Annotated in this window: 22 protein-coding genes and 1 tRNA gene; 12 read left to right on the top strand and 11 right to left on the bottom strand. The window is 60.7% G+C overall.

Translation table 11 applies throughout. From position 1 onward, the window contains the following. The first annotated feature begins 36 nt into the window (after positions 1-36). Both NMA58_RS20760 and NMA58_RS20765 read left to right on the top strand, forming a co-directional pair. Complete coding sequence (locus NMA58_RS20760; RefSeq protein ID WP_434711777.1) at positions 37-663, top strand: ribonuclease D; 627 nt, start codon at positions 37-39, stop codon at positions 661-663. Between the two features lie 225 nt (positions 664-888). After that, positions 889-2409 (top strand): hypothetical protein, encoded by a 1521-nt coding sequence (locus NMA58_RS20765; RefSeq protein WP_434711778.1) that lies wholly within the window; start codon positions 889-891, stop codon positions 2407-2409. 77 nt (positions 2410-2486) lie between these two features. Here the strand turns inward: NMA58_RS20765 and rpsA are convergent, their stop codons facing one another. Next, the gene (gene rpsA / locus NMA58_RS20770) at positions 2487-4190 is read right to left on the bottom strand and encodes a 30S ribosomal protein S1 (RefSeq protein WP_434711779.1); all 1704 of its coding nucleotides are present in this window, start codon (positions 4188-4190) and stop codon (positions 2487-2489) included. A 175-nt stretch (positions 4191-4365) separates the two neighbouring features. After that, a complete protein-coding gene (gene cmk / locus NMA58_RS20775; RefSeq protein ID WP_430960660.1) occupies positions 4366-5013 on the bottom strand; it encodes a (d)CMP kinase in 648 nt (215 codons plus the stop codon). A gap of 387 nt (positions 5014-5400) precedes the next feature. Between cmk and NMA58_RS20780 the strand changes: the two genes are divergently transcribed. From NMA58_RS20780 to NMA58_RS20790, 3 genes are all read left to right on the top strand, one after another. Then, the gene (locus tag NMA58_RS20780) at positions 5401-5784 is read left to right on the top strand and encodes a TIGR02300 family protein (RefSeq protein WP_085776500.1); all 384 of its coding nucleotides are present in this window, start codon (positions 5401-5403) and stop codon (positions 5782-5784) included. Between the two features lie 148 nt (positions 5785-5932). Next, a tRNA-Ala gene (locus tag NMA58_RS20785) sits at positions 5933-6008 on the top strand. Positions 6009-6109: 101 nt separating this feature from the next. After that, a complete protein-coding gene (locus NMA58_RS20790; protein ID WP_434711780.1) occupies positions 6110-6373 on the top strand; it encodes a GIY-YIG nuclease family protein in 264 nt (87 codons plus the stop codon). Positions 6374-6530: 157 nt separating this feature from the next. On the opposite strand, the gene NMA58_RS20795 is transcribed toward NMA58_RS20790, so the two are convergent. After that, positions 6531-6767, bottom strand: a complete 237-nt coding sequence (locus NMA58_RS20795) for a DUF2798 domain-containing protein (RefSeq protein WP_434711781.1) — start codon at positions 6765-6767, stop codon at positions 6531-6533. 232 nt (positions 6768-6999) lie between these two features. Here NMA58_RS20795 and NMA58_RS20800 point away from each other — a divergent pair, with 232 nt between their 5' ends. Together NMA58_RS20800 and NMA58_RS20805 are read left to right on the top strand one after the other, a co-directional pair. Then, positions 7000-7716: a YoaK family protein gene (locus NMA58_RS20800; protein WP_434711783.1), complete on the top strand. Its 717-nt coding sequence runs from the start codon at positions 7000-7002 to the stop codon at positions 7714-7716. 74 nt (positions 7717-7790) lie between these two features. Then, the gene (locus NMA58_RS20805; RefSeq protein ID WP_434711784.1) at positions 7791-8579 is read left to right on the top strand and encodes a YdcF family protein; all 789 of its coding nucleotides are present in this window, start codon (positions 7791-7793) and stop codon (positions 8577-8579) included. A 2-nt stretch (positions 8580-8581) separates the two neighbouring features. On the opposite strand, the gene NMA58_RS20810 is transcribed toward NMA58_RS20805, so the two are convergent. Continuing rightward, complete coding sequence (locus NMA58_RS20810) at positions 8582-9055, bottom strand: hypothetical protein (protein ID WP_434711785.1); 474 nt, start codon at positions 9053-9055, stop codon at positions 8582-8584. A 178-nt stretch (positions 9056-9233) separates the two neighbouring features. Here NMA58_RS20810 and NMA58_RS20815 point away from each other — a divergent pair, with 178 nt between their 5' ends. After that, positions 9234-9869 (top strand): trimeric intracellular cation channel family protein, encoded by a 636-nt coding sequence (locus tag NMA58_RS20815; RefSeq protein ID WP_064805816.1) that lies wholly within the window; start codon positions 9234-9236, stop codon positions 9867-9869. 15 nt (positions 9870-9884) lie between these two features. Here the strand turns inward: NMA58_RS20815 and irrA are convergent, their stop codons facing one another. After that, positions 9885-10304, bottom strand: a complete 420-nt coding sequence (gene irrA, locus NMA58_RS20820) for an iron response transcriptional regulator IrrA (RefSeq protein WP_434711786.1) — start codon at positions 10302-10304, stop codon at positions 9885-9887. Between the two features lie 301 nt (positions 10305-10605). Between irrA and fabA the strand changes: the two genes are divergently transcribed. The 4 genes from fabA to NMA58_RS20840 all read left to right on the top strand — a co-directional run bounded on the left by fabA (position 10606) and on the right by NMA58_RS20840 (position 14307). After that, positions 10606-11121, top strand: coding sequence for a 3-hydroxyacyl-[acyl-carrier-protein] dehydratase FabA (gene fabA, locus NMA58_RS20825; RefSeq protein WP_020920068.1), 516 nt, complete (start codon positions 10606-10608; stop codon positions 11119-11121). 43 nt (positions 11122-11164) lie between these two features. After that, positions 11165-12400, top strand: a complete 1236-nt coding sequence (gene fabB, locus NMA58_RS20830; RefSeq protein ID WP_434711787.1) for a beta-ketoacyl-ACP synthase I — start codon at positions 11165-11167, stop codon at positions 12398-12400. Between the two features lie 4 nt (positions 12401-12404). Then, positions 12405-13211, top strand: a complete 807-nt coding sequence (gene fabI, locus NMA58_RS20835) for an enoyl-ACP reductase FabI (protein WP_430960666.1) — start codon at positions 12405-12407, stop codon at positions 13209-13211. Positions 13212-13358: 147 nt separating this feature from the next. Beyond that, a protein-coding gene (locus NMA58_RS20840; protein ID WP_434710177.1) for an IS630-like element ISRel6 family transposase occupies positions 13359-14307 on the top strand; the annotation gives its coding sequence in 2 pieces (ribosomal slippage) (positions 13359-13694 and positions 13696-14307; 948 coding nt in all). A 109-nt stretch (positions 14308-14416) separates the two neighbouring features. Here NMA58_RS20840 and NMA58_RS20845 read toward each other — a convergent pair. The 6 genes from NMA58_RS20845 to truB form a co-directional block, all read right to left on the bottom strand. Then, positions 14417-14824, bottom strand: a complete 408-nt coding sequence (locus NMA58_RS20845; protein ID WP_434711788.1) for an ester cyclase — start codon at positions 14822-14824, stop codon at positions 14417-14419. A 70-nt stretch (positions 14825-14894) separates the two neighbouring features. Then, positions 14895-15911 carry a class I SAM-dependent methyltransferase gene (locus NMA58_RS20850; protein WP_430960667.1) on the bottom strand — a complete coding sequence of 339 codons (1017 nt, stop codon included), beginning with the start codon at positions 15909-15911 and terminating at the stop codon, positions 14895-14897. Positions 15912-15986: 75 nt separating this feature from the next. Continuing rightward, positions 15987-18125, bottom strand: a complete 2139-nt coding sequence (gene pnp, locus NMA58_RS20855) for a polyribonucleotide nucleotidyltransferase (protein ID WP_011423507.1) — start codon at positions 18123-18125, stop codon at positions 15987-15989. 350 nt (positions 18126-18475) lie between these two features. Then, positions 18476-18745 carry a 30S ribosomal protein S15 gene (rpsO, locus tag NMA58_RS20860; protein ID WP_009997779.1) on the bottom strand — a complete coding sequence of 90 codons (270 nt, stop codon included), beginning with the start codon at positions 18743-18745 and terminating at the stop codon, positions 18476-18478. 151 nt (positions 18746-18896) lie between these two features. Next, the gene (locus NMA58_RS20865) at positions 18897-19748 is read right to left on the bottom strand and encodes an alpha/beta fold hydrolase (protein WP_085779916.1); all 852 of its coding nucleotides are present in this window, start codon (positions 19746-19748) and stop codon (positions 18897-18899) included. Positions 19749-19846: 98 nt separating this feature from the next. After that, positions 19847-20779, bottom strand: a complete 933-nt coding sequence (truB, locus tag NMA58_RS20870) for a tRNA pseudouridine(55) synthase TruB (RefSeq protein WP_097600456.1) — start codon at positions 20777-20779, stop codon at positions 19847-19849. Positions 20780-20781: the final 2 nt, after the last annotated feature.

Consider the following 20781-nt stretch of genomic DNA (forward strand, 5'->3'; position numbering starts at 1 on the left):
GCGCGAGTGGAGAATATCCGAACGAAAGACAGTCTCATGGCCGCCACCATCCGTTATCACGAAGGCGATATTTCCGCGACCGATGCGGCCCGCTATACCGGCGCGATCGCGATCGATACCGAGACGCTGGGCCTAGTGCCGCGGCGGGATCGTCTCTGCGTCGTCCAGCTTTCTCCGGGCGACGGCACCGCCGACGTCATCCGCATTGCCGCCGGCCAGACAGAGGCCCCCAATCTCGTCGCTCTGCTCGAAGATCCCACGCACCAGAAGATCTTTCATTACGGCCGCTTCGATATCGCCGTGCTCTTCCATACTTTCGGCGTCACGACGAACCCGGTGTTCTGCACCAAGATCGCCTCGCGCCTCTGCCGCACCTACACCGATCGCCACGGCCTCAAGGACAATCTCAAGGAGATGCTCGATGTCGACGTCTCCAAGGCGCAGCAATCTTCCGATTGGGCGGCCGAGACACTGTCGCCGGCCCAGCTCGAATATGCCGCATCCGACGTGCTTTATCTGCACGCGCTTCGCGACAAGCTGACGGCCCGCCTGATCCGCGACGGCCGCTTCGACCACGCTACGGCCTGCTTCGCATTCCTGCCGACCCGCGCCAAGCTCGACCTTCTCGGCTGGGAAGAGGCCGATATCTTCGCTCACAGCTAAGCGAATTGCCGTCAGTCTCCACTGTCTGCAGCCGCGGATGAACTGATCCGCGGGCGTTAGCGATTGGTTAATCTCTGTTTCTTAATATCCGATTTAATTTTTAGGCATTCGATGGCGCCGCTTGCGTCATGCGGACAGGAGGATCTGCTCGGGATGCAAGGGACCGGATGAGCGCGGTCCTTTCATAGAGCCTGCTTTCATCGTCACTTTACGAAAGGGCATGCCATGTTGACCCCCGTTCGTGCAGCGTCCAATGCAAGCTTTTCATCTCAGGGCCAGACTGCGGCGATCGTTGCTGGCGGTCTTGACCGTTCGGTGATTGCCCCCGCGCCCGTCAACGCGGTCGAAGCCGCCGACCTGAATTCCGCCATTGCCGGCAAGCTCAATATCCTGCTCCTTGCGGCGCGCGAGCGCATGGTCGAAGCCCTTTTCGATGTCATCGATGCGGCCGGCCGTTCCATTTCCCACGATCGCCGTGAAGACGAGACCAATCTGGCCTTCGCCTCTCGGCTTGCCGACGCCATTCAGCGGCTGCCGGCCGCCAGAATCGATGAGGTCGAACGCCAGCTGAATGAGCAAGGTCACAACCTGCCGCTCCGGATGATCGCCGAAGCCCTGAAGAACCCGGCGGGGCCTGAGGCGGCGCGTATCATCGCCTATCTGGAAATGGTGCGTTACAAGGATCGCGATCTTGCCGCCCGTGCCGTTGTCCGCTCCTATGGCCAGAACGACGCGTCTCCGATGCGTGCCGAAGCCCGGCCCGAGATCCAGCTGCATGAAGACAGCCTGCCCGCCACGATGCGCCAGCCGGCGGAAAAGCGAACCGAACCAGCCGGCAAATTGTTCGAGACCGCCCTGCTTGCGGCAACCGAGGAAGCGGTGACCGCCGCAACCGTGGAAGCCGCTGATCCTGAAATTTCGCAGTCTGAAAACCGGATTCGCTCCGCTTCGGCGACAAAAGCAGAGGTTGCCCCGAAGGTCGAAGCTCGGCGCCCGGCACCGGCGGAGCCAGGTGACGACACGGCCGAGGTGACGGAACTGCCGGTCATTCAGCCTCGCGCAACGTCGGAAAAAGCCGATCCTGTCATTCCCCGGAACTGGACGGGAATCGTCGCCTCGATGACCGAAGAGGTCTCCGAGATGATCGTCACCATCATCCGCGAGCAGGACTCGGAAAACGTGATGGAGGATGGTGCTGTCGAGGCGGCGGTGGAGATCGATGTCATTCTCGACGAAGCCGTCATTAGCGAAGCGAAGGAGACCTTGACGAGACAGCCGGCAGATCTGGCCGCCGCCGACGCTCGACGGTCCGCAGCGCTCCACCCGTCGCAGATGGAAACCGGAGCCACGGCTGCCGCCGCCCGACAGTCGAAAGAAATCGCCGCACAGCCGCAACCGATGCCGCTTCCCGAGATGGCCGAGGCCTCTTATGTGCCGCTCGCGGCCAGGGTGCCGGAGGGCTTTGCCTATGCCCAGCTGCCCTATCAGTTCGCCAAGGATACGCCGTCGAACGAAAAGGCCGGTGAAACGAGTCACCAACATCACCATCACCAGGACGGTGCGCCGCAGGACGAGCAGCAGGCGAAATCCGGCGGTGAGGATGCCGAGCCCGATGCTGACGGGGCGGAAGCGGCACCAGAGCGCAGGACGCCAAGGATGATCGACACCGAGCCGTCGGCGTATCGGCCCGACACGGCAGCCGATCCGGTCTACGCGCTCTATCAGCGCATGGTCGGCTGGGAATAGCGGTTTTCATTAGTTGAAAATAAAAAACCCGCCGGATCGCTCCGGCGGGTTCCATATTTCAGACGTGACTGCGAGGCTTATTCGCCGCTGCGGTTCTTCAGGGCTGCGCCCAGGATGTCGCCGAGCGAAGCGCCCGAGTCGGACGAACCGAACTGAGCGACGGCTTCCTTCTCTTCCGCAATCTCCAGAGCCTTGATGGACAGCATGATCTTGCGGTCCTTCTTGGAGAAGTTGGTGACGCGGGCGTCGACGATCTGGCCGACCGAGAAGCGCTCAGGGCGCTGCTCGTCGCGGTCGCGGGCGAGATCGGCGCGACGGATGAAGGAAGTGATATCCTCGTGATTGACGAGCTTCACTTCGATGCCGCCGTCGTTGATGGCGATGACTTCGCAGGAAACAACTGCGTTCTTGCGCAGGTCGCCCGAAGCGGCTGCTTCACCAACCGAGTCCTTGCCGAGCTGCTTGATGCCGAGCGAGATGCGTTCCTTCTCGACATCGACGTCGAGAACGACAGCCTTGACGACGTCACCCTTGTTGTACTCCTCGATGACCTGCTCGCCCGGACGATTCCAGTCGAGGTCGGAGAGGTGCACCATGCCGTCGACATCGCCGTCCAGGCCGATGAACAGGCCGAATTCGGTCTTGTTCTTGACTTCGCCTTCGACTTCAGTGCCGGCCGGATGGCTGCGGGCGAATGCTGCCCACGGGTTTTCCAGCGTCTGCTTGAGGCCGAGCGAAATACGGCGCTTGGACGGATCGACTTCGAGAACGACGACTTCGACTTCCTGGCTCGTGGACAGGATCTTGCCGGGGTGAACGTTCTTCTTGGTCCAGGACATTTCCGAGATGTGGATCAGGCCTTCGATGCCCGGCTCCAGCTCGACGAACGCACCGTAATCGGTAATGTTCGTGACGGTACCGGAAATCTTCTTGCCTTCCGGATACTTCGCCTGGATGCCATCCCACGGATCGCTCTCGAGCTGCTTCATGCCGAGCGAGATGCGGTGGGTTTCCTGGTTGATACGGATGATCTGAACCTTGACCTGCTGGCCGATGTTCAGGATTTCCGACGGATGGTTCACACGGCGCCATGCCATGTCGGTGACGTGCAGCAGGCCGTCGATGCCGCCGAGGTCGACGAACGCACCGTAATCGGTGATGTTCTTGACGACGCCGTCAACAACCTGGCCTTCTTCGAGGTTCTGAACGATTTCAGAACGCTGCTCGGCACGGGACTCTTCCAGAACCGTACGGCGCGAAACCACGATGTTGCCGCGGCGCTTGTCCATCTTGAGGATTTCGAAGGGCTGCGGGTTGTGCATCAGCGGCGTGACGTCGCGGATCGGGCGGATGTCGACCTGCGAACGCGGCAGGAAGGCGATCGCGCCGTCGAGGTCGACGGTGAAGCCGCCCTTGACCTGGTTGAAGATCACGCCTTCGACGCGCTCGCCGGCTTCGAACTTGGCTTCGAGCTTGATCCAGCTTTCTTCGCGGCGAGCCTTCTCGCGCGACAGAACGGCTTCACCAAGCGCGTTTTCGATGCGCTCGACATAGACTTCGACTTCGTCGCCGACCTTCAGCGAACCGTCCTTGGCGCGTGCGCCGAATTCCTTGAGCGCGATGCGGCCTTCGACCTTGAGGCCGACGTCGACAACGGCGACATCCTTTTCGATGCCCGTGACGATACCCTTGGTGACATAGCCTTCAGCCAGATCGTTCTTGGCAAAGGACTCTTCGAGAAGGGCCGCGAAATCCTCGCGAGAGGGAGTTGCTAGTGACATAAAATCTCCTGCGTGGCCTTCGATAGCTTCAAGGCCCACGTATGCGCCGGTTGGTTCGAGTTGAATGGGCCTGAACCCAGTCCGCCCTCTTTCACGAAGGCAATCCGGCGCTTGGACGGAATTTCAGGCTGCATTAAAGCGATCCATGCGTCTGAGCATGCAAAATCGCTTGAATTTAGGCATTTCGGCTCAAGACCGCATCGATGATCGATTGAGCGGCTTGAAACGCGGCCTCTATACTCATTTCCGACGTATCAAGCAAGTGCGCATCATCGGCTGGTTTCAAAGGGCTGTCGGCCCGTCCCATGTCGCGTTCGTCGCGCCGCTTGACGTCCTCGAAAATCGCATCAAAATCCGCCGTCGCCCCCTTGCCGAGGATCTCATCGTAACGCCGTCTGGCGCGTACCTCCGGCGACGCCGTCACATAGAGCTTGACCGGCGCATCCGGACATACGACCGTGCCGATATCGCGTCCGTCGAGCACCGTGCCCGGCGTCTTTGCCGCAAACCGACGCTGCGCCTCGACCAGGGCCCGGCGCACCGCCGGCATGACGGCGATTTTCGAGGCGGCTTCGCCGATCTCGTGTCGGGAAAGTATATCGCGATCCAGCCCGGCAAGTTCAACCTCCCGCGCGATCTTTTCCGCCACCGCCTCGTCGTCGAGCGGCAGGCCGGCATCGAGCAGCGCCTTGGCGGTCGCGCGGTAGGTCAGGCCCGTGTCGAGATGGTGAAAGCCGTATCGCTCAGCGATAAGACGCGAAAGCGTCCCCTTGCCGGCCGCCGCCGGACCGTCGATGGCGATGGTGAAACTCTTTGTAGCCATGGGGATCAATCCTGCAATGATGCGCCGCGAGGCGCCGAAGGGGTCATCCTGCGCGGATGCGGCTGGAACAGCTGGAAGCTGGCGGCGGGCTGCGGCGCAGAGCCATGCATCGCGTAATCCTCTGTAACTGCAGCGCATTTCTTCCGAAGCGTCGGCCTGGCCGGCTGCTGCCTTCGTCCGCTTCTTCTACCGCCGCGCCTCGTTACCACAAACGCCGTCAGCGGTCATCCGCCAGCCGGCGAAAACGGCCGCACGGAGATGATAAAGTTTGGCTTTGACATGGGAAGCCACAGCGATTAAGGGGACCGGCTTATAAATTCCGATGGAACGCCGGCTTGCACGGCATTTTGCCGAATCGCGGATTCGGCCATTCTCACGAGGCTTATAGTGGCGAAAGCGGAACTTGGAACCAAGCGCACCGATCCGGAAACCGGCAAGAAGTTTTATGATCTGAACCGGGATCCGATCGTTTCCCCTTATACCGGCAAGTCCTATCCCCTGTCCTTCTTCGAGGAAACCTCGGCGATCGCTGATGTTGCCGAAGAAGACGAGGTCGCGGAAGTCGATACCGAAAACACCGAAGTCGAACTGGTTTCGCTCGAGGATGCCGATGACGCCGCCGGCGGCGACGACATCCCTGATATCGGCGATGACGATGTCGAAATCGAAGGCGACGACGATGACGACACCTTCCTCACGCCTGACGAAGACGACGATGACGACGACATGAGCGACATCATCGGCGTGACCGGCGACGAAGACGAAGTCTGATCAGACAAATGCCGGCCCGGATGACAAAAAATTTCCGGGTCGGTTTTTTTAGGCTTGCTATCTGCGAAAACCGCAAGTAAGAAGCCGCCACTCCAGAGGAAACGCCCTCCGGAGCATCCCAGGACCGGCCACGCCGGACTGCCTTGATGGGGCTATAGCTCAGCTGGGAGAGCGCTTGCATGGCATGCAAGAGGTCAGCGGTTCGATCCCGCTTAGCTCCACCACGCTTCGCCCTTACGGGCTTCGCGTGGCGCAGCCGCGAGGAACCGTTAGGCCGAAGCAGTGCCGGGCATAGCCCGAAGGGCGACGACGGGCTGAAACGCTGATGTGGTATGTCTATATTCCCCGAAGCGCCGATTTTCCCGATCAGGAATACACCGGGTGTACCACAGATCTGAAGCAGCGCCTTTTGGCTCATAATTCTGGCAAATCCGCCCATACCGCGAAGTTCGCACCATGGAAGTTGCTCTGGTATTGCGCCTTTCCTGACAAGCACAAAGCTCTTGAATTCGAAAAATACTTGAAATCGCATTCCGGCAGGGCTTTTGCCGGCAAGAGATTAGTCCAGCCGAACGTGAATTCAAACTGATTCGCCAACCGGAAGATTGACTCCCAATATGCGCCGGCGCGTGGGAAAACCGAAAGCCCGGCCACGCGATATGCGTGGCGCATTCGCAAAGAAAAGACTTTAACCCAGCCCGCCAACTCCGGCAGGCCGCTCCCACAGCCCGCCGGAGCCTTCCGCCTCACATCTCCACGATCGCTGCCGTCAACCGCTTCACCACCGGCAGCACCAGGAGCAGCACGGGAAAGGCGATTGCCCAGGAGAGAGCCCAGGCGGAGGGCCACATGCTAAGGGTAGCCGTGGTGAGGCCTTGTGCTCTGACGATGCTGATCGCCGAGACGACGGATGTCATCAGCAGCGAGAGGATGAGCGGCATGACGACCGAGTTGTAACGCTTGGGGAGTTTGCCTTTGGGCATTTTTAATCTCCGTAAGATGCCGATCGGACAATCGCGCAGCGCCGACCGGCGGGTTGCGCGTTGATTGACGTAAACGCTTACGGAGCTTCGGTCTGAAGCGACGCCGTTTTATCGCCGAAAAAATGCGGCCGTGCAAGCGTCCGTCTCGGCCAATCCTTTGCCAATTCCTCAAGAAGAGGACTTATCCTTCATGCAAGAATCTCAGTGATTCGGCTTCAGGACCCTTCGACCAATGACCAGAGCAAGACGCCGCCGTATCATTCGTACACGACGAACCCTGACCGGGCTCGCCCTCGTTGGTTCAATTTCGTTTCTGGCCGGCATGACCGATGCGACCGGGCTGCTGCTGACCGGCGATTTCGTCTCCTTCATGACGGGGAATACGACCCGGGCCGCACTCGCCCTCAGCCAGGGCAATCTTTATCATGCGGCGGTGCTGATCTCCGCCATTCTCGTTTTCGTGCTCGGCAATGCGGCCGGCATCGTCATCGCCCATGTCTCCGAGCGGCGCATCTTCGTCGTGCTCGGCTGCGTCGGCGCCCTTCTGGCGCTTGCTTCGATGACGACGGCTGAGGGCCTGATGCTCGCGCGGTTCTACATGATCGTTTTATCCATGGGCATGGTGAACGCCGCCGTCGAACATATCGAAGGTCTGCCGATCGGCCTGACTTATGTGACAGGCGCGCTGTCGCGTTTCGGCCGCGGCATCGGCCGCTGGATCATCGGCGATCGCCGTATCGAATGGACCATCCAGCTCGTACCCTGGGGCGGCATGATGCTCGGCGCGATCGCCGGTGCGGTCCTGACGCGGCTGAGCGGCGCCCATGCCTTGTGGCTGGTCTCCATCTTTGCCATGGCGCTGGCGCTTGTCGCCATGTTCATTCCCCGGCCGCTTCAGCGGCGCTTCAACCAGAAGCTCGCGCCGCACCGCACGGGCGCCCTGCGCTAGAGATAGGACCCGTCGCATTCCTGTTACCGTCGAATCGGATAGGAAGGATGCCGCTCGTCCTTAAGGAGTAGGTCTTGTTCGTCATTTCGAAGCTCGTCTGGATTTTTGCCCAGCCGCTGTCGCTGGCATTCCTTCTCGTCTTCTTCGCCTTTGCCGCCGGCCTCCTGCGCTGGCGCAGCTTAAGCATTCTCGGCGCGATGGCTTCAGCCCTCATCCTCTTCGTCACGCTCTACACCACGGCCGGCAACCTTCTGATGCAGGGTCTGGAGCAGCGCTTCGCCAAACCCGCCGCAGATCCCGATAGCCTCGAATGCATGATCGTGCTCGGCGGTGCCTTCGAAAACGAGGTGAATACGGCGCGTCACGGCATTGAATTCAACCCTGCCGCCGACCGCTTCGTCGAAGCCCTGCGGCTCGCGCAGAAATTTCCGCAGTCGCGGATTCTGATCTCGGGCGGCGACGGCTCACTCTCAGGCATTTACGAAGGCGATGCGGCGGCATCCGAGCGCTTCTTCCCGCTCTTCGGCATCGCGAGGGATCGTCTGATCGAGGAGCGGCAATCGCGCACAACCTTCGAAAATGCCGTCAATACCAAGGAATTCCTGGCGAGCCAGGGGCTTTCCAATTGCCTGCTGATCACCTCGGGCTTCCATATGCCGCGTTCCGTCGGCATCTTTCGTAAGCTCGGCATCGACATCGTGCCCTGGCCGACCGACTATCGGACCGACGGGCGGGTGAGACCGGGCCTGGATTTCACCCAGCCGAACCTCAATGCCCAGAATATGGCAACGGCGATCCGCGAATGGTACGGCCTAGTCGGCTACTATCTCGCCGGCCGGACGTCGGAGCTTTATCCGCGCTAAGCTTATTTCTTCGAGATGGTGACGAATTTCGTGCCGCGCACACGCGCGGTCACGATGCAGGGGTCGCCTTCGGTGCGGTCGCAGAAACGCGGATGCATCTTCATCGCCAGCACCATGTTGCCGAAGCGTTGGACGAAGTCATAGCCGAAGATCTGCGCCGTCGCGATCATGAAATAACCGCCTTCTGCGACCTGCAGATAGAAGTTATAGGTGCAGCCGTCGTCGTTGCATTGCGGCCCCTTCTGCCCGTCGCAGGTCAGCTGGCCTTCATTGACCACGGCGTCGATCAGCCCGTCATTGTTGATGTCCTGCCGGGTGATGAAGCCGTCCGCGAATTCGGCCGCCTTGCACTGTTCCTGGAAATGCTTCTTCTCGTAGATCTCGGGATCGGAGATCAGCGATTGCTGGGCAAGCGCGGCAACCGGCACGGCAAGCAGCAGGACGATGTTGAGAACGGCGAGCACCAGCGTTTTCACAGGCTTTCCTCTTTTGGACAAAGGCTCCGTAGTCCATGCATGCCGCCCAAAACTGTGCAGCGGTTTCTGGATAGTGACATGCATCGAATAAAGACCGATGCTTTATCGCCGCGCCGCCTTGCGCCGCCCTTGCCGCCATGGTTCTTTCCGGAAACTGTTCGCCGGCTCCGGGGTCCGCATGTCCTTGCTCGTCTATCTCGATTATGCCGGCATTGCGCTGTTTGCCGCGACAGGCGCGCTCGCCGCCTCGCGCAAGCAGCTCGATCTGATCGGCTTTCTGTTTTTCGCCATGGTGACGGGGACCGGCGGTGGCACGGTGCGCGACATCGTGCTCGGCCGCGTGCCGGTCTTCTGGGTGCTGAACCCCGCCTATATCCTCGTCTGCTGCATCATGGGCGTCATCGTCTTTTTCACAGCTCACCTGCTGGAATCGCGCTATCGCCTGTTGATCTGGCTAGATGCGATCGGCCTTGCCGCCTATTGCGTGCTCGGCGCCGCCAAGGGACTTGCCGCCACCGGCTCGCCGACCATCGCGATCGTCACCGGTACATTGACGGCAACCTTCGGCGGCATCCTGCGCGATCTGATGGCAAACGAGCCTTCGGTGCTGTTGCGGCCGGAAATCTATGTGACGGCGGCGCTGATCGGCGCCGGCGTGTTTACGCTCGCCAACGCGCTGGGGATGCCGCTCTATCTGGCCTCGGGCTGCGGTGTCGTGGCGGCCTTTGCTGTTCGCGGCGGCGCTCTTTGGTTCGGTTGGACCTTCCCGATCTACAAACATAAGCCCGGCCGGCATCCAGACGATGTGATGTGAATCTTTTAGGTGCCGTCAGCCTTGCTTGGCCCGCAGGCGGATCACCACGTCGACATGAGCGATCTCCATGCCTTCGGGCGGCTCCGGCAGATTGCCGATCGTCAGGTTGCTGACGGGAATGTCGAGCACCTCATTATGGCCTTCGATGAAGAAATGATGGTGGTCGGAAACATTGGTGTCGAAATAGGTCTTGGCGCTCTCGACAGCGAGAACGCGGATGAGACCGGCTTCGGTGAACTGGTGCAGCGTATTGTAGACGGTCGCCAGCGAAACCGGCACGCCGGCGGCAACCGCCTCCTCATGCAGTTCCTCGACGGTCAAATGCCGGTCGCCCTTGGCAAACAGGAGGTCGCCGAGCGCGATGCGCTGGCGTGTAGGGCGCAGGCCCGCGCCGCGCAGCCTTACCTCTATTGCGATCGGGAGTGTACCCGTCATCAACACGAACTCCGATTATTCCTGCATAAAGCAATCATGTTTCTTCAAGCGGTATAACTTTTGCATCGGAGCCTTTCAATAGTTCAGTGGGGACAGGAGCCTGATAAACGCGGCAAAAACGGGCTTTTGATGCAAATAGGTCTGGTCGCAGCTCTGGCCTTCCTGTATGCGACCACCAAATAATGGCGTAAGCCTGGTCCAAACCGATGAATGAAGCTGCCTTGCTTGTGCTTCATTTTCTGAAGAACTTGGACTACACGTTCACATCCATCGGCTTCACGCGGGGGGAAAAAGAAATTTTATGACCACCAGACAGTCCAGCTTCTCGTATGAAGAACTCATCGCTTGCGCCCATGGCGAGCTGTTCGGACCCGGTAATGCGCAGCTGCCGCTGCCGCCCATGCTGATGGTTCACCGCATCACGGACATCTCCGAAACGGGCGGCGCCTTCGACAAGGGTTATCTCAGGGCCGAATACGACGTACGCCCCGACGACTGGTATTTTCCCTGCCATTTCGAAGGCAATCCGATTATGCCGGGCTGCCTCGGCCTCGACGGCATGTGGCAGCTGACCGGTTTCTTTCTGGGCTGGCTCGGCGAGGAAGGTCGCGGCATGGCGCTTTCAACCGGCGAAGTGAAATTCAAGGGCATGGTCCGGCCGCATACCAAGCTGATCGAATACGGCATCGACTTCAAGCGCGTCATGCGCGGTCGCCTCGTGCTCGGCACGGCCGACGGCTGGCTGAAGGCGGACGGCGAGACCATATACCAGGCGTCCGACCTTCGCGTCGGTCTATCGAAAGACAAGACCGCCTGACGGCATTTCGAGCGGCTGACGAAAACAACAAAGGTTTGATCAGATGAGACGGGTAGTTGTCACGGGTCTGGGTATCGTTTCCTCGATCGGAAGCGATGCGGCCGAAGTCACCGAATCCTTGCGCCAGGCAAAGTCGGGCATTTCCTTTTCCAACGATTTCGCCGAACACGGCTTCAAGTGCCAAGTCTGGGGCAGCCCGAAGCTCGGCCCGGCGGAACTTGCCGAACTGGTCGATCGCCGCGCCATGCGCTTCCTGTCGCAGGGCGGCGCCTGGAACCATGTCGCCATGAAGCAGGCGATCGCCGATTCCGGCCTGGAAGAGAAGGACTATGCCCAGAACGAGCGCACCGGCATCATCATGGGATCCGGCGGACCGTCCACCCGTACGCTGATCGAGGCGGCCGAGATCACCACCAAGAACAACAGCCCGAAGCGCATTGGTCCCTTCGCCGTGCCGAAGGCGATGTCCTCCACCGCTTCGGCCACACTTGCCACCTGGTTCAAGATCCACGGCGTCAATTATTCGATCTCGTCGGCCTGCTCGACCTCCGCCCATTGCATCGGCAACGCCGCCGAAATGATTCAGTGGGGCAAGCAGGACGTGATGTTTGCCGGCGGCCACGAAGATCTCGACTGGACGATGTCCAATCTCTTCGATGCCATGGGCGCCATGTCCTCCAAATATAACGATACGCCCGACACCGCCTCGCGCGCCTATGACGTCAACCGCGACGGTTTCGTCATCGCCGGCGGCGCCGGCGTGCTGGTGCTGGAGGAGCTGGAGCGCGCCAAGGCCCGCGGCGCCAAAATCTACGCTGAAATCGTCGGCTACGGCGCGACCTCCGATGGTTACGACATGGTCGCGCCTTCCGGCGAGGGCGCTATCCGCTGCATGCGCCAGGCGCTTTCCACCGTCAAAGGCGATGTTGACTATATCAACACTCACGGCACCTCGACTCCGGTCGGCGACAGCAAGGAAATCGGCGCCATCCGCGAGGTATTCGGCGGCGCCACGATCCCGCATATCCAGTCGACCAAATCGCTGACCGGCCATTCGCTGGGTGCGGCCGGCGTGCAGGAATCGATCTATTCCCTGCTGATGATGCAGCAAGGCTTCATCGGCGAAAGCGCCCATATCACCGAGCTCGATCCCGAATTCGAAGGCGTGCCGATCGTGCGCAAGCGTATCGACGATGCGAAGCTCGATATCGCTCTCTCCAATTCCTTCGGCTTCGGCGGGACGAACGCCACGCTCGTCTTCCAGCGCTACAACGGATAACAACATGACTGGAATCATGCAGGGTAAGCGCGGCCTCATCATGGGCGTCGCAAACAACCATTCGATTGCCTGGGGGATTTCAAAAGCGCTCGCCGCACAGGGTGCAGACCTCGCCTTCACCTATCAGGGCGATGCGCTCGGCAAGCGCGTCAGGCCGCTGGCCGCCGAAGTCGGCTCGGATTTCGTGCTGCCTTGCGACGTCGAGGATATTGCGTCCGTCGATGCCGTGGTAGACGCACTCGGCGAGCGCTGGGGCAAGCTCGATTTTATCGTCCATGCCATCGGTTTCTCCGACAAGAACGAGCTGAAGGGCCTCTACGCTGATACGACGCGGGAGAATTTCAGCCGCACCATGGTCATCTCCTGCTTCTCCTTCACCGAGATCGCCAAGCGCTGTGCCCCGCTGATGGAAGGCAGTGGCGCGATGCTGACTCTGACCTATAACGGCTCGACGCGCGTCATTCCGAATTACAATGTCATGGGCGTCGCCAAGGCGGCGCTCGAGGCTTCGGTGCGTTATCTCGCTGCCGACTACGGCCCGCGCGGCATCCGCGTCAACGCAATTTCCGCCGGCCCGATCCGCACGCTTGCCGGCGCCGGCATTTCGGACGCACGCGCGATCCTCTCCTGGAACCAGCGGAACGCGCCGCTGCGCAAGACTGTGACCATCGATCAGGTCGGCAGTTCGGCGCTTTACCTGCTCTCCGACCTCTCCGCCGGGGTCACCGGCGAGATCCATTTCGTCGATGCCGGCTTCAACATCACCTCCATGCCGACGCTCGAAGCGCTGCGCAGGGCAGACGTGGAATAAAGACAGAAAGCCGGGCTTGAAGGCGAGCCCGGCTTTTCTTCAAGACTCATCCTCTAGAGCGGATCATTGCTTATCGGAATCGGTTCTGGATTCCCAAATCAGCAGATTTGTGATTCATGATGGATGCTGGAATGGAGGCCAGCATCCATGACGCGACCCTATTCGAATGATCTTCGCGAGCGAGTCGTTGCAGCGGTTGTGGACGGTCAGAGCTGCCGGGTGGTGGCGGAGCGGTTCGACATAGCTGTCTCATCCGTGGTGAAGTGGTCACAGCGTTATCGGGCCACCGGCAGTGTGTCACCGGGCAAGATGGGCGGCCATCGCCGACGTGTGCTGGAGCCGCACCGCGCCTTCATCGTCGAGCAGATCGAGCAGACATCGCATCTGACGCTACATCGGCTGAAGGATGAGTTGGCCGCCCGTGGCGTGAGCGTCTCCCACAATGCCATCTGGCAGTTCATGCGCCGCGAGGGCTTGAGCTTTAAAAAAAACGCTGTTCGCCCTTGAGCAGGGCCGCGCCGACATTGCCCGGCGCAGAGCCCGCTGGAAAGCCTGGCAAGACCGCTTCGATCCGAAGCGGCTCGTCTTTATCGACGAGACCTGGATCCGCACCAACATGGCGCCGTTACGCGGGTGGGGGCCGAGGGGCAAAAGATTGCGCGGCTTTGCCCCGCATGGCCGCTGGCGCACCCTGACCTTCCTCGGCGCCCTACGCTGCGACAAGCTCACTGCGCCCTGCGTCTTTGACGGTCCCATCAATGGCGAATGCTTTCACGCCTATGTCCGCCAGCAGTTGATCCCGACCCTCAAACCTGGCGACATCGTCATCCTCGATAATCTCGGCTCTCACAAAGCCAAAGCCATCCGCGACGCCATCAGGGCCGTCGGCGCCAGGCTCTGGTTCCTGCCAAAATATTCCCCCGACCTTAATCCGATCGAACAAGCCTTCGCCAAGATCAAGCACTGGATGCGCCAAGCCCAAAAGCGAACCATCGAGGAAACCTGGCGCCATCTGGGCTTACTCGCCGACACCATCAAGCCAGAGGAATGCGCCAACTACTTCTCAAATGCGGGCTATGCTTCCGTCAAAACATGAAAGGCTCTAGAGCACCTCCGTTTTTCTTCGAATCACGGAAATGCTCTATCTCTTTGTTTTCACGCAGTTCCGAACGCAAAACCCGTTACACACTTTTGCTGGAATTGCTCTAGGGATGAATGACCTGCCGCAAGATAGCCGCCGAATCCCTGGCGCCCCAGCGGGTCGCAATCTTTCCGTTTTCGACAACGAACCATTCCATTGCTGTGACTTCGTAGCTTTTGCCGGTCGGGTCATGCCCCACGAGACCGCGAAAGAAACCGGAGTAGCGCCCGGTTTCCCGGTAGCGGACCACGACATTCGTTCCCTCCGCGGCGATATCGAGGATCTCGAGGTTTATATTCATGCCCTCGTGAAGCTCGCGCCAGATGGGTTCGACGTCGTCCAGACCACCATACCCCAGAACACCGTAAATCCGCGCATTGGCGGCAAACAGTTCGCGCAGTGCGACCATGTCGAAGCGGTTGAATGCCTCGACATACGCCATGACGAGCGCCTTGTTGGCTTCAGTCTCCATCCCTCTCCCCTGTGATTTCTCCATCTGCAGCAAGTCTAGCAGATCACTCGAGGCTGCCAATGCGGACAGCTTACTTCTTCGCCCACAGCACCTTGAAGCGCGCATTGCGGCAGGTTTCGCCGCTTTCCTTGAAATTGGCCGCCAGAACCGGCTCGTAAGGCAGGCCGCGATTGGCGACGAGCATCAGCCGGCCGTTACCGCGAAGGGCGGATGCTGCGGCCTTGATCATCGCCTGGCCGAGCGAAGGCTCGGCGGCGTGGCCCTCATGGAAGGGCGGGTTCATGATGACGAGGTCGTATTTGTCCTTGACCGGCTCGCTCGCCAGATCGTGCCAGAAGAAGCGCACAGGCGCGTTTGGGCAGTTCTCCGCCAGATTGTCTTTGGCGGCCTCCAAAGCGGCGTGGTTGGCCTCGTAGAGGTCAAGGCGGGCAATTCCAGGCGATCTTTGCGCCATCTCGACGGAGAGATAGCCCCACCCCGCGCCGAAATCCGCGACGTCGCCGGCAAAATCCTGCGGCAGGCGCGAGGCGAGCAGTTCCGAGCCGGCATCGATCCGGTCGTGCGAGAACATGCCGGCAGCCGCATGGAAGCGATCGTCGACGCGCACCGGCGCCTTCGCCAGCTTGGAGACGATTTCGCCGGTTTCTGCCGGCCGGCCGAACCAGAAGGCCACGCCGTGATATTTCGGCATATGGTCGATGGCGAGGCCGAATCCTTCCATGCGCTTGCGCAGCGGCTGGATGCCGTCTTCCTTGGCGCCGGCAACGACGATCAGGCCGCCGGCCCGCGTGCGGGTGATCGCGGCGGCGAGATTGGCCTCGTTCTCGCCCTTGTGCTTGGTGCAGAGCACGAGTGCTGCGTCATAGTCCTCACCGTCGATCTCAGGCGTGGCTTCGATCCGCTGCGCCAGCAGCTGGCGGTAGAGCGGCCGGAAGCCCTGGACGGCGCTGAGCGCGGCGGCAAAACCTTCCGGCAGCGCAAAGCCAGCCTCGGCGCCGAGGAAGAGCACACGCTCGCCTTCGCCGGGCGCCTTGATTGTGCCGCTGGCAAAGGGGTGGAAAAGAGTCTTCAGCGTTTCGCGGCTCATGGATATCGTCTCATTTAGAATAGAAAAAGGGCGCGGAAGATTCCCGCGCCCGGAATTAAAGCTGGCAGAGGCGGCTTATTCGGCCGCTTCTTCCTTCTTCTTCTCGTTCGGAATCTCCTGGCCGGTGGCCTGGTCGACGACCTTCATCGACAGGCGAACCTTGCCGCGTTCGTCGAAGCCGAGCAGCTTGACCCAGACCTTGTCGCCTTCCTTGACGACATCAGTTGTCTTGGCGACGCGCTCGGAAGCGAGCTGCGAGATATGGACGAGGCCGTCGCGGGCGCCGAAGAAGTTGACGAAGGCGCCGAAGTCGGCGGTCTTGACGACAGTGCCTTCGTAGATCTGGCCGATTTCAGGCTCGGCGACGATCGAGTGGATCCACTTGCGGGCCGCTTCGATCTCCTTGCCGGAAGAGGAGGCGATCTTGACGGTGCCATCGTCCTCGATGTTGATCTTCGCGCCGGTCTTTTCGACGATTTCGCGGATGACCTTGCCGCCAGAGCCGATGACTTCGCGGATCTTGTCGACCGGGATGTTCATGACTTCGATGCGCGGAGCGAATTCGCCAAGCTGGCCGCGGCTTTCGGTGATGGCCTTGGCCATTTCGCCGAGGATATGGGCGCGACCGCCCTTGGCCTGGCCGAGAGCGACCTTCATGATCTCTTCGGTGATGCCGGCGATCTTGATGTCCATCTGCAGCGAAGTGATGCCATCGGCCGTGCCGGCAACCTTGAAGTCCATGTCGCCGAGGTGGTCTTCATCACCGAGAATGTCGGAGAGGACGGCAAAGCGATCGCCCTCGAGGATCAGGCCCATGGCGATACCGGCAACCGGCTTGGCGAGCGGGACGCCTGCATCCATCAGCGCCAGCGACGTGCCGCAGACGGTTGCCATCGACGACGAGCCGTTGGATTCGGTGATCTCGGAAACGACGCGCAGCGTGTAGGGGAACTGCTCAGCCGACGGCAGCATCGGACGGATCGCACGCCATGCGAGCTTGCCGTGGCCGATCTCGCGGCGACCTGGGGAGCCCATGCGCCCGGTCTCACCAACCGAGAAGGGGGGGAAGTTGTAATGGAGCAGGAAGCGCTCCTTGTACATGCCGGTCAGGCTGTCGACATACTGCTCGTCTTCGCCGGTGCCGAGCGTGGCAACCACGATCGCCTGCGTTTCGCCGCGCGTGAAGAGCGCCGAACCGTGCGTGCGCGGCAGAAGGCCGACTTCCGAAACGATCGGACGAACGGTTTCAAGATCGCGGCCGTCGATGCGGCTCTTGGTGTCCAGGATGTTCCAGCGGACGATCTTGGCCTGCAGGTGCTTGAAGATCGCGCCGACTTCCTCGGCCGTATACTTGGCTTCGCCTTCCTCGGGGAGGAAATGCGCCTTGACCTTTGCCTTGACGGCGTCGACGGCGGCGTAGCGATCGGCCTTCTGGGTGATCTTGTAAGCTTCGCGGAGTTCTGCCTCGAAATGCTTCAGCATCTCGCCTTCGAGCTCGGAATAGTCTTCCGGCTGGAAGTCGCGCGGCTCCTTGGCGGCGACTTCGGCGAGTTTGATGATCGCGTCGAGAACCGGCTGGAAGCCCTTGTGGCCGAACATGACGGCGCCGAGCATGACGTCTTCGGGCAGTTCCTTGGCTTCGGACTCGACCATCAGCACGGCGTCGTAGGTGCCGGCGACGACCAGGTCGAGGCTCGACTCATCCATCTCGTCGAGATGCGGGTTGAGAACATATTCGCCATTGATGTAGCCGACGCGCGCGCCGCCGACCGGGCCCATGAAAGGAACGCCGGAAAGCGTCAGCGCCGCCGAAGAGGCGATCATGGACAAGATGTCGGGATTGTTCTCGAGGTCGTGTTGGACGACGGTGACGACGACCTGCGTGTCGTTCTTGTAGCCTTCCGGGAAGAGCGGGCGGATCGGGCGGTCGATCAGGCGGGAAACGAGCGTTTCGTTTTCGCTCGGACGTCCTTCGCGCTTGAAATAGCCGCCGGGAATCTTGCCGGCCGCGTAGGTCTTTTCCTGGTAGTTGACGGTCAGCGGAAAGAAGTCCTGGCCGGGCTTCGGCGCCTTGGCCGAGACGACGGTGGCGAGAACGACGGTCTCGCCGTAAGTGGCGAGAACCGCACCGTCCGCCTGACGGGCGATCTTGCCGGTTTCGAGCTTCAGCGGGCGGCCGGCCCACTCGATTTCCACTGTGTGTGTATCAAACATATCTTGTCCTTCAATGCGGGAGCACGCGCCATCGCCGATATCAGGGCGCAGCGCACAGTCGACCGCAATCAATGTGACGTATCACGGGCAAGACAACGGGAGGCTTTTCATCGGCAGTTTCCCGAACTTGAGAGTTCCTGAGAAACTTAGGCCAAAGCCTTGGAGAGCTTTGGCCGAAAGCATCCGGCAATCCTGCCCCATGACAGGTCAACGGTTGGTTTGGCAGAACCGGCCCATCCGGGCCTGCCGGTCGTTCCACCGCATGAGATAGGGCGCGGGCGGAACATTTCATCGGGGACGTCGTCCCGAAACAGATCCGGCGGACGCTTAAAAGCGTCCGCCGGACAATTTTAGCGGCGGATACCCAGGCTGTTGATCAGCTTGGAATAGCGGCCTTCATCCTTCTTCTTGAGATAATCAAGAAGCGAGCGGCGGCTCGAAACCATCGTCAGCAGGCCACGGCGGGAATGGTTATCCTTCTTGTGGTCCTTGAAATGTTCGGTCAGGTTGTTGATGCGTTCGGTCAGGATCGCAACCTGGACTTCCGGAGAACCGGTATCGCCTTCGGCGGTTGCATATTCCTTGATCAGCGCAGCCTTGCGCTCAGCAGTGATCGACATCGGACGTTCCTTTCTATGAGAGGAGAAGAAGTCGCCACAAGCCGGGATGCCGTCCAGCTTTGGCCGTGAATGCGAGCAGGCGAACCTGACGCTGGCGCTGCCTATAAACCAAATCTGCAGCGATGGAAAGAGGGGACTCCCGCAGCCGCTTTCAACGGCCCGCCATGGCGTCCCGGATCATCGCATCATAACCTTCGGGATCCTGCAGCATGGCGAAATGGCTGGCATCCTTCAGGATCACGAGCTTGGCGCCGGGAATCTCCTTGGCCATCAATTCCGTATGATCGAGCTTGACGGCTTCATCGTGATCGCCGATCGCGAGCGTGACGGGAACCGTGATCTTTCCAAGATCGGCGGCCGTCCATGCCGGCTGGGTCTCCCACATGTGGGAGATCTGCGTGACGAAGGCATCGTACTCGTCCGGCGTCGGCGAAAGCTTTCGGTACTGATCGCCGGCGACATCGATGTAGGCTTTGAAGGTCTGGTTTTCCATGACGTCGGCCTTGACGCCGTCGGTCGTGACGTTTGCCGCCTGGGCAATGACGCGGGTCAGCTTTTCCGGATGTTTCATTGCCATGTCGATGCCGATGATGCCGCCGTCCGACCATCCCACCAGCGTCACCTTGCCGATCTTCAGATGGTCGAGAAGGGCCACGTAATCCGATGTCATCAGATCGTAGCCGAAAGGCTGCTGGCTGCGCGTCGAGCGGCCATGGCCGCGGCTGTCGGCGACGATGACCAGGTGATCCCTGGCGAAATCGGCGATCTGGTGACCCCAGACGTCGGCATTTCCAAGGCCGCCATGGATGAAGAGGATCGGCTCGCCTTCACCATATTCGGCATAATACATCTTGATGTCGTTCACATCGGCCACGCCGCTCGTCGTCGCCGCGGGCATCGAAGGAAAGGCCGGCAGCTCGGCCCAGCGCTCGGCGGATTGAGCGCCGGCGATGGTCAGGAACATCGAAAAGAACGTCAGTACTCCGATAGCGGTTGCGCGCATTTTCATCCCCTTGTCGGGCCACCATGGCCCCTCGGGCGCTATGGCCCGAAAGGAAGATATCGCATCGCTACCGCCTGACAATCGTCAGTGGTGCCGACTCAGGCGAAAACTCGCTTCGGTCGAAACTCGCCCTGGCCGATTTCGCCGATCGCGATCAGCCTGCCGCGTGCCGTCGCATAGGCTTCGCTCTCGGTAATCGGTGCATCGCGACCGCGCACCAGGATCGGATTGCCCATCTTCAGCCGGTGCGCCTGGTCGTCGTTGATGACGAGATGGGGCAGGGCCGACAATGCTTCGCAGGTGTCGATCAGCAGCGCGTCGAGGGCGGCAAGCCGCTCGTCCATATCCTCGATCGCTTCGAGTGCCACCAGGTTTGCGAGCGGCACCATGGCGTCTTCCGAAAAGGGCGCGACAAAGGTGCGCCGCAGCCCTGATATATGGCCGTAGCAGCCGAGCTCGCGGCCGAAATCGCGGGCGAGCGCCCTGACATAGGTGCCCTTGCCGCATTCCACTTCGAAATGCGCGGTATTGGCGTCCGGGCAGGCAAGCAGGGTCAGCCGGAAGATTTCCACCTCGCGCGAGGGGATCTCGACGGCTTCCCCTTCGCGCGCCAGGTCGTATGCGCGTTCACCCGCTATCTTGATGGCGGAAAACTGCGGCGGGACCTGGCTGATCGTGCCGATATATTTTGGCAGGATGTCGCGGATCTGCTGTTCGGTCGGACGCTTGTCGGATGTCTGCGTGACCTCGCCTTCGAGGTCGTCGGTCGCGCGCTCCTCTCCCCAGCTCACCGTGAATTCATAGATCTTGCGGCCGTCCATTACATAGGGAACCGTCTTGGTCGCGTCGCCGAGCGCGATCGGCAGCATGCCGGAGGCGAGCGGATCAAGCGTGCCGGCATGGCCGGCCTTCTGCGCCTTGTAGAGCCACTTGATCTTGGAAACGGCTTCCGTCGAGCCGAAATCCACCGGCTTGTCGAGAATCAGCCAGCCGGAAATCGGCCGGCCCTTGGGTTTGCGTGGTTTGGACATCA

Origin of the sequence: Rhizobium sp. YTUHZ045 (assembly GCF_051124255.1) — a bacterium.
Classification (GTDB): domain Bacteria; phylum Pseudomonadota; class Alphaproteobacteria; order Rhizobiales; family Rhizobiaceae; genus Rhizobium.